Source organism: Hymenobacter terrigena (genome assembly GCF_054776515.1).
In genome coordinates, this window is the sequence record NZ_BAAHBU010000002.1 from 1,198,465 (window position 1) to 1,212,795 (window position 14,331).

Consider the following 14,331-nt stretch of genomic DNA (forward strand, 5'->3'; position numbering starts at 1 on the left):
CCGCTTTTTAAAACTCCCACCATGAAGCGAACTCTTTACTTGATTGCGCTGCTGCGGCGCACCACCGTATTGCTAGCCTGCGGGCTTCCGGCGCTGGCCGCCGGTGCGCCGGTTGTGGCAGCGCCCCGCCCGGTCATGCGGCCGGCCGCCGATGTGCCCGTGACCGGCCGCGTGACCGGCGCCGACGGCACCGGCCTGCCCGGCGTGACCGTGCTGGTGCGCGGCACTTCAATTGGCACCTCTACCTCAGCCGACGGCAACTTCTCGCTGACTGCTCCTGAAGGCAGCACGCTGGTGTTCAGCTTTGTGGGCTTTGCGACTCAGACCGCTGTGGTGGCCAGTGGCACACCCGTGAGCATTACGTTGCGCGAAGATGCCAAGCAGCTAACCGAAGTAGTGGTGGTGGGCTACGGCACTCAGGACCGCGGCAGCGTTTCCAGCGCCATCTCTTCGGTTTCGGGGCATGACATTGCTACCCAGCCGGTGGCCGACCCAACGCAGGCCCTGCAAGGCCGCGCGGCCGGTGTGACCGTGACGCAGAACTCGGGGGCACCGGGTGGGGCAGGCGGCACGCAGGTGCGAGTGCGAGGCATCACGTCGGCCGGCAACAACTCGCCGCTGTACGTGGTGGACTGGTTTCCGCTGCCTTCGTCCGACGCGGGCGGCAACAGCGTGGAAAACCAGCTGAACGCCATCAATCCCAATGATATTGAGACGATTGACGTACTGAAGGATGCATCGGCCACAGCCATTTACGGCCTGCGGGCGGCCAACGGCGTGGTCATCATCACTACGAAGCGCGGCAAGGCGGGCACGGCCAGCATCACCCTGGACGGCTATCGGGGCGTGCAGCAGGTGTGGCGCAAGCTCGATTTGCTGAACGCGGAGCAGTACGCGGTTATCAACAACGAAAGTATTCTGGCGCAAGGCACGGCACCGGTGCAGGAAAAGCTGCGCGACCCCAAATCGTTGGGCGCGGGCACCGATTGGCAAAAGGCAGTTTTCCGGCCCACGGCCGTAATTCAGAGCTACAACCTGGGCGCATCGGGTGGCAGCGAGAAGGCCCGCTACGCCGTTTCGGCCGGCTACTTCCAGCAGGACGGAACACTGAATGGCTCTAATTTTGAGCGCTTTACGCTACGAGCCAACGGCGACATTCAACTCAGCAAGCGCGTGAAGATTGGCAACAGCCTTTCGCTGACGCACCTAGCCGACCGGCAGCTCGATACCGGCAACAGCGAATTTGGCGTGCTGAACAACGTGTTGCAGGCCCCGCCCACCATTCCGGTGTATAACCCCGACGGGTCGTGGCACGAGCCCTCGAAGGCGGACAATTTCGCCGAGCCCAACCCGGTGCTGCAATCATTGATTGAAGACAAGAAATTCAGCCGTAATCGGGTGCTGTCCACGGTGTTTGCGGAAGTGGAGCCGGTGAAAAATCTGCGGTTCCGCACCAACGTGGGCGTCGACATGATTTTTGATAACGGCTCAAGCTTTCTGCCCTCGCTGGGGCCAAACTCGCCGCGCTACAGCAAGTCCAGCGCCAGCTCGTTTTCCAACTACAACCCCGGCTACCTCATCGAAAACACGCTGACCTACGACCGACTGTTTGCCGAAAAGCACCAGGTGACGGTGCTGCTGGGGCAGTCTGCGCAGGAATTCAACTTTAACTCGCTGAGCGCGGGCCGCTCGCTTTACCTCAACCAGGACCTGCGCCAACTGAACAACGGCCCCCAAACCGGCCAGACCAACAGCGGCACCAGCAGCCAGACCCGCCTGGCCAGCTACTTCGGCCGGGTGAACTACGACTTTGCCGGCAAGTACATCTTCTCGGCCACGCTGCGCTACGACGGCAGTTCGGCCTTCGCTACAGGTTACAAGTTCGGCTTCTTTCCGGGGGCCTCGGTAGGCTGGCGCTTGTCGGAGGAAGGCTTCATCAAGAACATCACCGCCATCAGCAACCTGAAGTTGCGCGCCGGCTACGGCCGCGTGGGCAACCCTCTGAATGCCGGGCAGTTTGCTTACCTGGCCACCATCAACACGGGCATTACCTACCCGTTTGGTCCTAATGACGTGACCACGGGGGCCCAAACCATCAATTCGGGGGCCGCACCCACCCGCGCCCAGAACACGCAGCTGCGCTGGGAAGACAACGTGCAAACCAACATTGGCGTGGACGTGGGCTTGTTCGGCAACCGCATTGAAGCGACGGTGGATGTGTACAACCGCCGCTCGCCCAACCTGATAAACAACGTGCCGGCCTACCTCGTGACGGGTACCTACGAGGCCGTGCCCACCAACTCGCTGGTGTCGTACAACCGCGGCATCGACGTTTCCGTGTCGACCCGCAACCTGGTGGGCGGCGACCGGGGCCTGACCTGGACGACGTCGGCCGTGTTCTCGGCCTACAAAAACCAGATTGAGGACCTGGGCACCGGCGGCACGGCCTTCAACGGCGCTACCAACCGCAACGGCACGGCCCTCGTGCGCTACGACAAGGGCCAGCCCTTCGGCGCGTTCTACGGCTTCGTGGCCGACGGCCTGTTTCAGACCCCGGAAGACGTGAAAAACCACGCCACCCAAACGGTGGGGGCCAACTCCGGCGTGAGCACCGCCCCCGGCGATATCCGCTTTAAAGACCTGAACGGCGACGGCAAAATCACCGACGCTGACCGCACCTTCATTGGCAATCCGAACCCCAAGTTCACGTACGGCCTGAATAACACCGTGAGCTGGCACGGGCTGGACCTCAACGTGTTCGTGCAGGGCTCGCAGGGAAACGACGTGTACAACCTGAACCGCGTGTACACCGAAGGCGGCCTGTACAGCAACGGCAACAGCAGCACCCGCGTGCTGGGCCGCTGGACCGGCCCCGGCACCAGCACCGACGTGCCCCGCGCCGTGGCCGGCGACCCCAACCAGAACCTGCGCGTGAGCAGCTACTTCGTCGAGGACGGCTCCTACCTGCGCATCAAAACCCTGACCCTGGGCTACAACCTGCCCAAATCCCTCACCCAACGCGTGGCCGCCCAAAGCCTGCGCGTGTACGTGACCGGCCAGAACCTGGTGACCCTCACCAAATACACGGGCTTCGACCCAGAGCTTGGCGGCCGCGGCATCGACTTCGGCGTGTACCCGCAGTCGCGGGTGTACCTGGCGGGCGTCAACATCGGCTTTTAAGAGCCGGGCCGCCTTTTTCCCTTCAGTTGCCTTTATCTCTCCCACCAGATGAACTTCTTCCCTAAAACCGCCGCCGTTGGCTTTCTGCTGAGCCTGGGCCTGCTGACCACTGCGGGCTGCGGCGAAAAATTCCTTGAGGAGTCGCCCCGCGACCAACTCACCACCCAGAACTTCTACAAGAATGAGTCGGATGCCATCCTGGCCACTAACGCGGTGTACTCGCAGCTGAGCCGCAAGGGCCAGTACAACTACTCGCTGTGGGGCATCGGCGACATCATGTCGGACAACTCGAACACCGGCGGCGGCGGCGGCGGCGACGGAGCCGAGGAAATCCAGCTCGACCAGTTCAACATTCCCAGCAGCAACCCCATGACCGGGGCCCTGTGGGCGGGCTGCTACGTGGGCATTGGGACGGCCAACCTGGTCATCCAGAAAGTGCCCGGCATTGCCAACATGAGCTCGACCATTCGGACGCGGTGCGTGGGCGAGGCCCAGTTTCTGCGCGCCAAGTACTACTTCGACCTGGTGCGCTGCTTTGGGGATGTGCCGCTGCTGACTGCACCACCGGCCAGCCCGGCCGAGGCCGCTATTCCGCGCACGCCGGCCGCTAAGGTTTACGAACAGATTATCAAAGACCTGACAGACGCCAGCACCAGCCTGCCGGGCAGTTACAGCGGCGCCGACCTGGGCCGGGCTACCAAGTGGGCCGCCATGGGCCTGCTGGCCAAAGTGCAGCTCACCCTGGGCAACAAAGCTGAGGCTGCGCGTCTGGCTCAGCTCATCATCACCACCGGGCCGCACAGCCTGTGGGCCAACTACGGCGACAACTTCAAGCTGGAAAACGAGAACGGCAAGGAGTCGCTGTTTGAGGTGCAGTTTGTGACGGACCCCTCGCAATCGTACGATTTCAACCACCTGGGCTTTGTAGGCAACGAGTTTTTTGCCCCGCGCCTGCAAGGGCTGTCCCCGCAAAACGGTTACGGCTTCAACATTCCCGAGCCCAACTTCGTGGATGGCTACGAGGCCGGCGACCGCCGCCAGGCCGTCACCATCTTCAAGCCCGGCGACCCCTACCCGGCGGGCAGCACCTATCCCTCGCAGCCCGCTACGCTGCCGGGCTCGCCCAACGGCTACAACGTGCGCAAGTGGCTGATACCCAAAAGCGCTTCTAACGTGTGGGACTCGCCGCTGAACTTCCCGGTGCTGCGCCTGGCCGAAATTTACCTGATTGCCGCCGAAGGCCTTGGGCCGACCACTGACGGCTTCAAGTACCTCAACACCGTGCGCCGCCGGGCTTTTGGCGAAGACCTGACCAGCGCCTCGCCCCAGCCCCACGACCTGAACAGCAGCAACACCGCCGATTTCGCCGCCGCCGTGCTGCGCGAGCGCCGCTACGAACTGGCTTTCGAGGATGACCGGTGGTTCGACCTGAAGCGCACCAACAAGCTGCTCACCAACGCCCACCTGCTCAGCAAGGGCATCAAGCCCTTCAACGTCGTGCTGCCCATTCCGCAATCGGAGCGCGACGCCAACCCCAACCTGACGCAAAACGATGGCTACTAAGCGCGTCGGCCCATTCCCACCCATGCTTTCCTCCGTTTTTATGCGTAGTTCTTTCCGTCAATCTGTAGTGCTGCTGGCCCTGGGGGCCGCGGCGTTGGGCGCGTGCCGCAAAAAAGAAGTCGACTCGCTGGAAGGTCCCGTGCCCACTGCCGCCTTCACCGTAGCCCTAAACACGACCCAGTACCCGGTGGTGGCCACCTTCACCAACACCAGCACCGACGGCTTCCTGTACCAGTGGGACTTCGGCGATGGCTCGCCTTTAGTCACTGGCGTTAACGTGACCCACACCTACACCCTGCCCCGCACCTACCAGGTGAAACTGGTGGTGGCGGGCCGGGGCGGCACGGGCTATACGCCCGTTGATGTCACGATTCCCTCGATTTGCAGCAACGCGGCTTATTCGGCGCTCATCGACTGCGGCAAGAATAACACCACCAGCTGGACGTATTCGGACCAGCCGGGGGCCATCAAGACCTTTGCGGCCGATGGCACTACCCAGCTCAGCGCCTCGGCCGCACCGCTGCCCGACTGCCAGGGCGACGACCAGTTTCAGTTCAACCAGAACTTCGCGTACACCTACGACGGCGGTGACAACTGCGGCCCGGACCTGAATGGCACCAGCGGCTTCATCTTCCGGCCCACGGCTAACGGTCTGGGTCAGATTGTGCTGCAACGCCCCAAGTCCTTCATCGGCCTCACGGATTCGGTGGTGAACAAAACCTACGACATCGTGGAAGCCTCGGCCACCGTGCTGCGCCTGCGCGGCACCAAACCCAACGGCACCATCACGGAGGTGACGCTGATGCCCACCCCGCCCCCGCTGCTGCTCACCGAGCGCCGGCTCACGGGCGGCAGCTCGCGCACCTGGGTGCTCGACAACACGGTGGCCAACACCATCACGGTGGGCACCGAGGCGGCCCCGACTAGCTATTTCGCGGGCGGCGCACTGGGCAGCCTGCCCGGCTGCCAGGCCGACGACGAGTATACGTTTACGAGCAGCCACAACTTCATTTATGATGCTAAGGCGGAAACCTTTGTGGCGGGAGCCTACTCCTGCCAGGCTCCGCGCTCGCTCACCACGACGTTCACGTTTGGGCAGGCGGCGGGCTCGGGCGTGGGGCAGTTTGTGCTGGCCCTGCCCACATCTCCCACGGCCCCCGCGCCCTTCATCGCGGCCACCGATGCCGGCTCTGACCGCACCTACCGCATCCTGTCCATCAACAACCGCAACATGGTGCTGCGCACCTTGGGCGCGCCCGTGCCGGCTGGCACTCCCGCCACGGTGTTCACCATCAAGCTGCGGGTGAAATAGCCCTTCCATTTATCCCTTAGCCCGCCAATCTCATGACGCTATTATCGTTTTCTTCCACGCGCATTGCCCCGGCCCTGGCCGCCGTAGCCGTGGCCCTGGCCGCCAGCAGCTGCACCCAGAACCCGCCCGGCCCCACCATCACGGAAGCGGCAGCAGTGGCTGCGGAGCCCGTGAATGCCACCATTATGCCTTATAGCAGCTACCGCACGCTGGTGTGGCGCGACGAATTCGATGGCGCCGCGCTCAACTCCCAGAAATGGGCGCCCGAGATAAAGGACGTGTGGTACAACAACGAACTGCAAGCCACCACCGACTCGCGCAACAACCTGGGCGTCACCAACGGCAACCTCGTCATCACGGCCCAGCGCGAAGCCTACCACGGCCGGTCCTACACCTCGGCCCGCATCAACACCAAGGGCCTGCGCGATTTCAACTTCGGGCGCATCGATATCCGCGCCAAGCTGCCCAAGGGCAAGGGCATTTGGCCCGCCATCTGGATGCTGGGCTCGAATGACAGCCAGGTAAGCTGGCCGGCCTGCGGCGAGATTGACATCATGGAGCTGCGCGGCAGCACTCCGCAGGTCAACATCAGCACCTTGCACTACGGCGCCAACACCAGTACGCACCAGTTTTCCAGCCTGGCTTATTCCCTGGCCGGTACCCCCGATTTATCGGCCGCTTACCACACCTATACCGTCATCCGTGGCCAGGACAAAACCCAGTTCTACGTTGATAGCGTGCAGTACTATGAGCGCACCGTGGCGCAGGTATCGCCCTACCCGTTCAACAACCCGTTCTACCTGATTTTGAACGTGGCCGTGGGCGGCGACTTCGACGGTAACCCCGACGGCTCGACCTCATTCCCCCAGCAGATGCTGGTGGACTACGTGCGCTACTACAAGTACAAGGAGTAGCCCGGCCTGATACCGTCGTTCACTCCGGCCGGGGCTTGGTGAGATGCCCCGCCGGATTGGGCGTTGGCCGCCGGCCCAGTGGGCCGGCGGCCAATAGGCGCTGTTCTTTTCGGCCTTGAGGCCGCTCGGGAGTTATCCCCATTTTTTCCACTTCCCCGCATGATTTCCACCTTACTATCCGGTTTGCTGCTGTTCACCGATGCTTCGCCGGCCCCGAAAACGGCCGCAGCCCCGCCGCGCTACACTTTCAGCAAGCTGGCCTGGAGCGACGAATTCAACTACGCCGGCCTGCCCGATTCCTCGAAATGGGCTTACGACGTGGGCGGCAGCGGCTGGGGTAATAAGGAAGAGCAGTACTACACCAAAAAGCGCCGCGAAAACGCCCGCGTGGAAGGCGGCAACCTCATCATTGAGGCCCGCAAGGAGGCGCTGGTGGCCGGCAATGGCTACACCTCGGCCCGGCTGGTATCGCGCGGCAGCCAGCTGTATGGGCGGTTCGAGATTCGGGCCAAAATACCCGGCGGGCGCGGCACCTGGCCCGCCATCTGGATGCTGCCCGACAAGAACCCCTATGGCAACCACGGCTGGCCCGACAACGGAGAAATCGACATCATGGAGCACGTGGGCTACGACCCCAACGTGGTGCACGCCACCACCCACTGCAAGGCCTACTATTTCCGCATCAACACCCAGAAAACCGGCATCACGAAGCTGCCCGATGCCATCACGGCCTTCCACACCTACTCGGTGGAATGGACGCCCGAAACCATCACGGCGCAGGTAGACGGCCAAATCTACTTCGCCCACCGCAACGAGGGCACCGGCTGGGAAACCTGGCCCTGGGACCAGCCCTTCCACCTGCTGCTCAACATTGCGGTGGGCGGCGAGTGGGGCGGCCAGAAGGGCATCGACGAAGCCGCCTTCCCGCAGCAGATGGTGGTGGACTACGTGCGCTTTTATCAGATGAAAAAGGAGTAATCAACCCGACGCAAATCCCAATCCCATTTTTTCACCTTCTCACCAATTCCCACATGAACAACTTTACCAAACTACTGTGCGCCGCTGCGTTAGCTGCGGGCGCAACCCAGGCGGCTTCGGCCCAGACCCTGTACGACAACTTCGAGTCGACGCGCATTGTGTCGTACCCGGTGGTGGAGGGCACCCTAGTGCAGAATGTGGCCAACCCCGGCAGCACCGCCGTGAACAGCAGCAGCACCTGCGCCTCTTACACCCGCCTCGCCAGCGCGCAATACGCTGTGCTGGTGGTGAAGCCCAACAACGCCCGTATGGCTGACGTGGCCGCCTACGCCACGGGCGGTGCCAAGCGCATCAGCATCAAGTTCCGCAGCCCGGCGGCGGGCGTGACGGTAGGCGCGGTGCTGCAAAACAGCACCAAATCGAACACGCTACCTTACCCGGCCGGCAAGTTTGGCACCGAGTTCACGGCCGTGACCACGGTGGCCAACGCCTGGGAAACCCTCACCTTCACGCCCAGCGTAGCAGCCGGCGGCAACTTCGACGCCACGGTGATGTCGGGCGATATCGACCAGATGGTGTTTCAGGTAGCGCCCGGCACCAACAACGCCGCCACGTATTACCTCGACGACATCATGGGGCCGGAGCTGGTGGCCGTAACGCCGCCCACTGGCAGCGGCATGGCCGTGCGCCAGCTCTACGACAACTACGAGGGCACCCGCGCCATCAAGTACATCGCCTACAAAACGGCCGGCGGCCTCAAGATTGATACGCTGAACAACGCGGTGAGCACCGCCAATCCCAGCGCCCACGTGGCCCGCTACACGCGCTCGACTCAGCAGTACGATTCCTTCGTGATGCAGCCCCGGGGCGCGGCCCTGGCCGACGTGACGAACTTCAAAAACAACACCCTGCACATGACGCTGAAGGTGTTCAGCACCACGCCCGGTACCGCCTACCAGATTACGCTGCAAGACTCGACCGTGGCCGGTGCCACCAACTACCCAGCCGGCCGCAACTCGGAATACACCGCCACCACCACGGCCACCAACGCCTGGGAAACCCTCACTTTCAATTTCGTGAACGCGCCCAGCGGCACGCCCAACACCGGCCTGAACGAGATTGTGCTGCTGGTGGCCCCCAACACCACCGCCCGCCGCAAAATCTACATCGATGATTTCACTGGCCCGAGCCTGGTGGGCTATGTGCCCACCGCCACCCGCACGGTGCAAACTACGTCGGCCGCCTTCGCCCCGGCTTACCCCAACCCCACCTCAGGCCTCACGCAGCTGCCCTTTAGCCTGCAAAAGCAGTCGGTGGTGAGCCTGGCTGTGTTTGACAACCTCGGCCGCCGCGTGGCCCAGTTGATTGATGGCGAAACCCGCGCCGCTGGCCAATTCACCGCCGAGCTGAATGCCGCCAAACTAGCCCCCGGTCTCTACACCTGCCGCCTCACCGTGGACGGTGCGGCCCTGAGCCGCCCGCTGAGCGTGGAATAATTTGCCCTTTCTTTTCCACACTAAAAAGCCCCGGTCAATTCTGGCCGGGGCTTTTTTGTGCGTTTGACAACGACCAGCGCGTACTTTCGGCCATGTCTGATTTTCGCCTTCGCGTGTTCCAGGCCGTGGCCCGGCACCTGAGCTTCACCAAAGCGGCGCAGGAGCTGTTCGTCACGCAGCCGGCCGTCACCAAGCATATCCACGAGCTGGAAAAGCACTACGGCCAGCGCCTGCTGGAACGGCGCGGCAACCGCGTGGCCCTCACCGAAGCCGGCCGCCTGCTCCAAAGTCACGCCGAGGCCGTGGCCGCCTCCGCCCAGCAGCTCGACGACCAACTCCTGACCCTGCGCGACCCCGACGAAGCCGCCGGCCGCCTGCGCCTGGGCGCCAGCACCACCCTGTGCCAGTACGTACTGCCGGGTGTGCTGCCCGCCTTTCAGGCCCGCTACCCCAACGTGCAGCTTACCCTGGCCAACGCCAACTCGGAGCACATTGCCGAAGCCCTGCTGCGCGGCGAGCTCGACCTGGGCTTCGTGGAAGGCCGCTCCCGCAGCCGCGACCTCCACTACGAGTTGCTGCTGCCCGATGAGCTGGTGGCCGTGCGCCGCGCCACGCCCACCGGCCCGCCCACCACGCCCCTGCCCCTGGCCGAAGCCCTGGCCCACCCGCTGGTGCTGCGCGAGCGCGGCTCGGGTACCCTCGAAGTACTGGAATTTGCCCTGCGTGAGCTTAAAATCAAGCTCAGCACGCTGCAAGTAGCTTTTTATTTCGACAACACCGAGTCCATCAAGGGCTACCTTGAAGCTGCGCCCGAGGCCTTGGGCTTCGTCTCGCGCCGGGCGCTAGCGCGCGAGCTCGCTGCCGGCCGGCTCGAAATCGTGCCCGTGGAGGGGCTGCATCTGCCCCGGCAGTTTGAGGCCGTGTGGGTGCAAGGCAAGCCGCTGCCACGCGCGGCCCAGCGGTTTCTCAGCTTCGCTCAGCAGCGGTTGAACCCAACGGTATAACCATTGGTAATTCGGAATAACCTTTTTCAATTACCCAGCCTGCAGGCATCGCCGTAAATTTGAGGCCTCACTCTCCTGCCTCATGGCTCATCCCACCCTGTTGCCACCCACCGCGCCGGCCCCCGCCGGCCCGGCCGATACCACCGGTGTTTTCCGGCACTTCCACACGTCCCATCAAATCCTGGGCTACCCGGTTACGGGCAGGCAGGTAGTGTTTGGGCTGCTATTGGTGTTTTGCCTCACGCCGTGGGCCTCGCCCCCGGTGGCGCTGGCGCTGGGCCTGGTGCTGGCCCAAACGCTGGGCAATCCCTTTGCCTCTCAGACTAAGATGGCCACGGCCAAGCTGCTGCAATACTCGGTGGTGGGCCTGGGCTTCGGCATGAATGCCCACGCGGCGGTGCAGGCCGGCCGCGAAGGCATTTTGTTCACGGTGGCGTCCATTTTTGGCACGCTCGTGCTGGGGTATTTCGCCGGGCGCTGGCTGGGATTGGGTCGCCACGTCACGCACCTTATTTCTTGTGGCACTGCCATTTGCGGGGGTAGTGCCATTGCGGCGGTAGGCCCGGTTATTCGGGCCAAGGACGAGGAAATGTCGGTGGCGCTGGGCACGGTGTTCGTGCTCAATGCCATTGCCCTGTTTGCGTTTCCGCCCATCGGCCACGCCCTGGCCATGACGCAGCAGCAGTTCGGCCTGTGGTGCGCCATTGCCATCCACGATACCTCATCGGTAGTGGGCGCGGCCAAAGTCTACGGCGACCAGGCCCTGCAAGTCGCCACCACCGTGAAGCTGGCCCGCGCCCTCTGGATTATCCCGGTCAGCATCGGCACTGCCCTCATATTCAAGCAGAAGGGGGTCAAAATCAAGATTCCCTATTTCATCTTTGGCTTCATCGCGGCCATGCTGCTGAACACCTACGTGCCCGCCCTGCACCCGCTGGGCCCGGTGCTGGTGAGCGTGGCCAAAATTGGCCTCACGGTCACGCTGTTTTTCATCGGGGCGGGTCTGTCGGCCAAAACCCTGCGCTCGGTGGGGGCCAAGCCGTACTTGCTGGGCGTGCTGCTGTGGGGAGTGATTTCGAGCATTTCGCTCTACGTCATCCTGCACATGGTTTGATTACGGCCGCCAACGCAACCAACTTGCTTATCAGCGACTATTATAAAGGCCGCACGTAATCCGTGAAATTATCCATCTCTTCCGCTTGGCTCTCGGTTCGCCATTGCATGCGGAAGTAAGTTGGCTGTCCATGCTGTTGCACTTGTAGAAGCATTCCGTCATCATAAGGCGCAAAGGACTGAGCAATAAACGTCCACGTTTCACCTATAGCATGCCGCTGTTTGTCGTAGTCAATAAATTCCCGAATTACCTCATAGGCTGTTCCGGGACGCAAGGTGTTGATGGCTGCCATTTCAGCAGCAAAGTAACGGCGGTTACACCAGCAGCGCCAGGAAATCGGGCTGGCCGTTGAGGTATTCGAAGGCGAAGCCCTCCTCCCCCATCCGTATTTTGATGGCTTCTACGTCGTGCGGCTGCTTTACCTCGATGCCGACGAAAACGGGGCCTTTTTCCTTGTTATTTTTCTTGATGTACTGGAAGTGAATGATGTCGTCGCCCTCGTGCAGCACGTTGTTCACGAAACGGCGTAGCGCGCCGGGGGCCTGGTTGAACGTCACCATAAAGTAGTGTTTCAGCCCCTGATACTTGGCGGCGCGCTCCTTGATGTCCTCCATTCGGGTGATGTCGTTGTTGGAGCCGCTCACCACGCACACCACGGTTTTGCCCCGAATGCGGTCGGCAAACTGGTGCAGGGCCGAGATGGTAAGCGTGCCGGCCGGCTCCAGTACCATGCCTTCCTCGTTGTACATCTTCAGCAAGTCGAGGCAGACCTGGCCTTCCGGTACCAGCACCACTTCATCGAGCAATTCGCGGCACAGTTCGTACGTGAGTTGGCCGGGGCACTTCACCGCCGCGCCATCCACGAAGCTGTCGATGCTGGCCAGTGCCGCGTGCTGCTGGTTCCGGATGGCGTTGTGCATCGAAGGCGCGCCCAGCGGCTGCACCCCAATGAGCTTGGTAGTCGGACTCAATAGCCGAAACACGCTGGCCACGCCCGAGGCCAGCCCACCCCCGCCGATGGGCATGAAGCAGTAGTCGATAGTCACAGTGGTTGCTTTGAGAATCTCCAGCCCCACCGTCGCCTGCCCTTCCACGATGGCCAGGTCATCGAAGGGATGAATGAACGTGCTGCCCCGCTCGTCGCTGAACTCCTTGGCCGAGCGGAACGAGTCGTCGAAACTAGCCCCGGTGAGCACCACCTCCACGAATTCCTTCCCGAAAAGCCGCACCTTGTCCACCTTCTGGGCCGGCGTTTGGGCGGGCATGAAAATGTAGCCTTTCAGCCCCAGCAATTGGCAGGCGTAGGCCACGCCCTGGGCATGGTTGCCGGCGCTGGCGCACACTATTTCGCGCTCGCCGATGATGGGCGGCAGCGTGCTCATCTTGTGGTACGCCCCGCGAATCTTGTAGGAGCGCACCACCTGCAAATCTTCTCGCTTGAGCAGTACCGTGGCATCATACAGGCGCGAGAGGCCGTGGTTTTGCAGCAGTGGCGTTTTGTAGATGACGTGCTTGAGGTTGCGCGCCGCCCGCTCTACGTTTTTGAGCAGCACGGCGGGCGGGGCAGTGGTGGCGTTGGGCATTGAATAAGGATGATGTAGAGACGCGTATTCGCGTCTCGTCGTTGAACGATAACCGTTGCGGCGGCCCGGACGACGAGACGCGAATATGCGTCCCTACCTCGTTCAGGCTTCCACTTTTTCGGCCGCTTTCGAGCGTAGCTGGCGCACCGTCGCGCCCGTTTGCCACAGCTCCGAATCCCCTACTTCTTTCAGCTCAGCCTCCAGCTCTTTGCGGTAGTTGGGCGTGGTGCCGCGCTCGATGGTGCGGCGGGCTTCTTCGCCGCTGGCTACGCTGTCATACAGCTCATTGAGCACCGGCAAAGTGGCTTCGCGGAACTTGCCTTTCCAGTCCAGCGCCCCGCGCTGGGCCGTTACCGAGCAGTTGGCAAACATCCAGTCCATGCCGTTCTCGCCCACCAAAGGCACGAGGCTCTGGGTGAGCTCTTCCACGGTTTCGTTGAAGGCCTCGGAGGGCGAGTGGCCGCGCTGGCGCAGCACCTGGTACTGGGCCTCGATGATGCCGGCCAGGGCGCCCATCAGCACGCCGCGCTCGCCGGTGAGGTCGGAGTACACTTCCTTCTTAAAGTCGGTTTCGAACAGATAGCCCGAGCCCACGCCGATGCCCATCGCAATGGCCTTCGCCCAGGCCTTGCCCGTGGCGTCCTGGTACACGGCGAACGACGAATTCAAACCACCACCGGCCAGAAACAGCCGGCGCAGGCTGGTGCCGCTGCCCTTGGGCGCCACCAGAATCACGTCCACGTCGGCGGGCGGGATGATGTTGGTCTGGTCGTTGAACGTGATGCCGAAGCCGTGCGAGAAGTACAGCGTTTTGCCGGGCGTGAGCTTGCTTTTCAGCATGGGCCACAGCGCAATCTGGCCGGCGTCGCTCAGCAGGTTGCACACAATGGTGCCGCGCTCGGCCGCTTCTTCCAGCGAAAACAGCGTTTCGCCCTCCACCCAGCCGTCCTTGATGGCACGGTCCCACGACGGCGTGCCCTGGCGCTGGCCCACAATCACGTTGAAGCCGTTGTCGCGCATGTTCAGGGCCTGGCCTGGCCCCTGCACGCCGTAGCCGATGACGGCAATGGTCTCGTTCTGGAGGTATTCCAGCGCCTTTTCGAGGGGGAATTCATCGCGGGTGATGACGGTTTCGTTTACGCCGCCGAAATTGATTTGTGCCATGAGTTTGAGGGTTGGGTTGTAGC

General features: G+C 62.7%; 11 protein-coding genes. 8 read left to right on the forward strand and 3 right to left on the reverse strand.

What is annotated here, in order from left to right; genetic code table 11:
* Positions 1-21: 21 nt before the first annotated feature.
* The 8 genes from ACYU7Q_RS11880 (at position 22) to ACYU7Q_RS11915 (ending at position 11,561) form a co-directional block, all read left to right on the forward strand.
* On the forward strand, positions 22-3,180 hold the full coding sequence (locus ACYU7Q_RS11880) for a SusC/RagA family TonB-linked outer membrane protein (protein WP_460609636.1): 3,159 nt from the start codon (positions 22-24) through the stop codon (positions 3,178-3,180).
* Positions 3,181-3,228: 48 nt separating this feature from the next.
* Entirely contained in the window at positions 3,229-4,743 is a 1,515-nt protein-coding gene (locus ACYU7Q_RS11885; RefSeq protein WP_460609637.1) for a RagB/SusD family nutrient uptake outer membrane protein, read from the forward strand.
* Between the two features lie 40 nt (positions 4,744-4,783).
* The gene (locus ACYU7Q_RS11890) at positions 4,784-6,055 is read left to right on the forward strand and encodes a PKD domain-containing protein (protein WP_460609638.1); all 1,272 of its coding nucleotides are present in this window, start codon (positions 4,784-4,786) and stop codon (positions 6,053-6,055) included.
* 32 nt (positions 6,056-6,087) lie between these two features.
* Complete coding sequence (locus ACYU7Q_RS11895) at positions 6,088-6,969, forward strand: glycoside hydrolase family 16 protein (protein ID WP_460609639.1); 882 nt, start codon at positions 6,088-6,090, stop codon at positions 6,967-6,969.
* A 159-nt stretch (positions 6,970-7,128) separates the two neighbouring features.
* A complete protein-coding gene (locus ACYU7Q_RS11900; protein WP_460609640.1) occupies positions 7,129-7,947 on the forward strand; it encodes a glycoside hydrolase family 16 protein in 819 nt (272 codons plus the stop codon).
* A gap of 53 nt (positions 7,948-8,000) precedes the next feature.
* The gene (locus tag ACYU7Q_RS11905) at positions 8,001-9,443 is read left to right on the forward strand and encodes a T9SS type A sorting domain-containing protein (RefSeq protein WP_460609641.1); all 1,443 of its coding nucleotides are present in this window, start codon (positions 8,001-8,003) and stop codon (positions 9,441-9,443) included.
* Between the two features lie 92 nt (positions 9,444-9,535).
* Positions 9,536-10,447 carry a LysR substrate-binding domain-containing protein gene (locus tag ACYU7Q_RS11910; RefSeq protein ID WP_460609642.1) on the forward strand — a complete coding sequence of 304 codons (912 nt, stop codon included), beginning with the start codon at positions 9,536-9,538 and terminating at the stop codon, positions 10,445-10,447.
* 82 nt (positions 10,448-10,529) lie between these two features.
* A complete protein-coding gene (locus tag ACYU7Q_RS11915; RefSeq protein WP_460609643.1) occupies positions 10,530-11,561 on the forward strand; it encodes a YeiH family protein in 1,032 nt (343 codons plus the stop codon).
* Between the two features lie 40 nt (positions 11,562-11,601).
* On the opposite strand, the gene ACYU7Q_RS11920 is transcribed toward ACYU7Q_RS11915, so the two are convergent.
* The 3 genes from ACYU7Q_RS11920 to ilvC all read right to left on the reverse strand — a co-directional run bounded on the left by ACYU7Q_RS11920 (position 11,602) and on the right by ilvC (position 14,308).
* Complete coding sequence (locus ACYU7Q_RS11920; protein ID WP_460609644.1) at positions 11,602-11,853, reverse strand: DUF3601 domain-containing protein; 252 nt, start codon at positions 11,851-11,853, stop codon at positions 11,602-11,604.
* A gap of 22 nt (positions 11,854-11,875) precedes the next feature.
* Positions 11,876-13,144 (reverse strand): threonine ammonia-lyase, encoded by a 1,269-nt coding sequence (ilvA, locus tag ACYU7Q_RS11925; RefSeq protein WP_460609645.1) that lies wholly within the window; start codon positions 13,142-13,144, stop codon positions 11,876-11,878.
* A 102-nt stretch (positions 13,145-13,246) separates the two neighbouring features.
* Positions 13,247-14,308: a ketol-acid reductoisomerase gene (gene ilvC / locus ACYU7Q_RS11930; RefSeq protein ID WP_460609646.1), complete on the reverse strand. Its 1,062-nt coding sequence runs from the start codon at positions 14,306-14,308 to the stop codon at positions 13,247-13,249.
* Positions 14,309-14,331: the final 23 nt, after the last annotated feature.

Coding starts and splice junctions, on each gene's coding strand:
- ilvA (WP_460609645.1), bottom strand. CDS start 13,144: ATGCCCAACGCCACCACTGCCCCGCCCGCCGTGCTGCTCAAAAACGTA.
- ACYU7Q_RS11915 (WP_460609643.1), top strand. CDS start 10,530: ATGGCTCATCCCACCCTGTTGCCACCCACCGCGCCGGCCCCCGCCGGC.
- ACYU7Q_RS11900 (WP_460609640.1), top strand. CDS start 7,129: ATGATTTCCACCTTACTATCCGGTTTGCTGCTGTTCACCGATGCTTCG.
- ACYU7Q_RS11905 (WP_460609641.1), top strand. CDS start 8,001: ATGAACAACTTTACCAAACTACTGTGCGCCGCTGCGTTAGCTGCGGGC.
- ACYU7Q_RS11880 (WP_460609636.1), top strand. CDS start 22: ATGAAGCGAACTCTTTACTTGATTGCGCTGCTGCGGCGCACCACCGTA.
- ACYU7Q_RS11895 (WP_460609639.1), top strand. CDS start 6,088: ATGACGCTATTATCGTTTTCTTCCACGCGCATTGCCCCGGCCCTGGCC.
- ilvC (WP_460609646.1), bottom strand. CDS start 14,308: ATGGCACAAATCAATTTCGGCGGCGTAAACGAAACCGTCATCACCCGC.
- ACYU7Q_RS11885 (WP_460609637.1), top strand. CDS start 3,229: ATGAACTTCTTCCCTAAAACCGCCGCCGTTGGCTTTCTGCTGAGCCTG.
- ACYU7Q_RS11910 (WP_460609642.1), top strand. CDS start 9,536: ATGTCTGATTTTCGCCTTCGCGTGTTCCAGGCCGTGGCCCGGCACCTG.
- ACYU7Q_RS11920 (WP_460609644.1), bottom strand. CDS start 11,853: ATGGCAGCCATCAACACCTTGCGTCCCGGAACAGCCTATGAGGTAATT.
- ACYU7Q_RS11890 (WP_460609638.1), top strand. CDS start 4,784: ATGCGTAGTTCTTTCCGTCAATCTGTAGTGCTGCTGGCCCTGGGGGCC.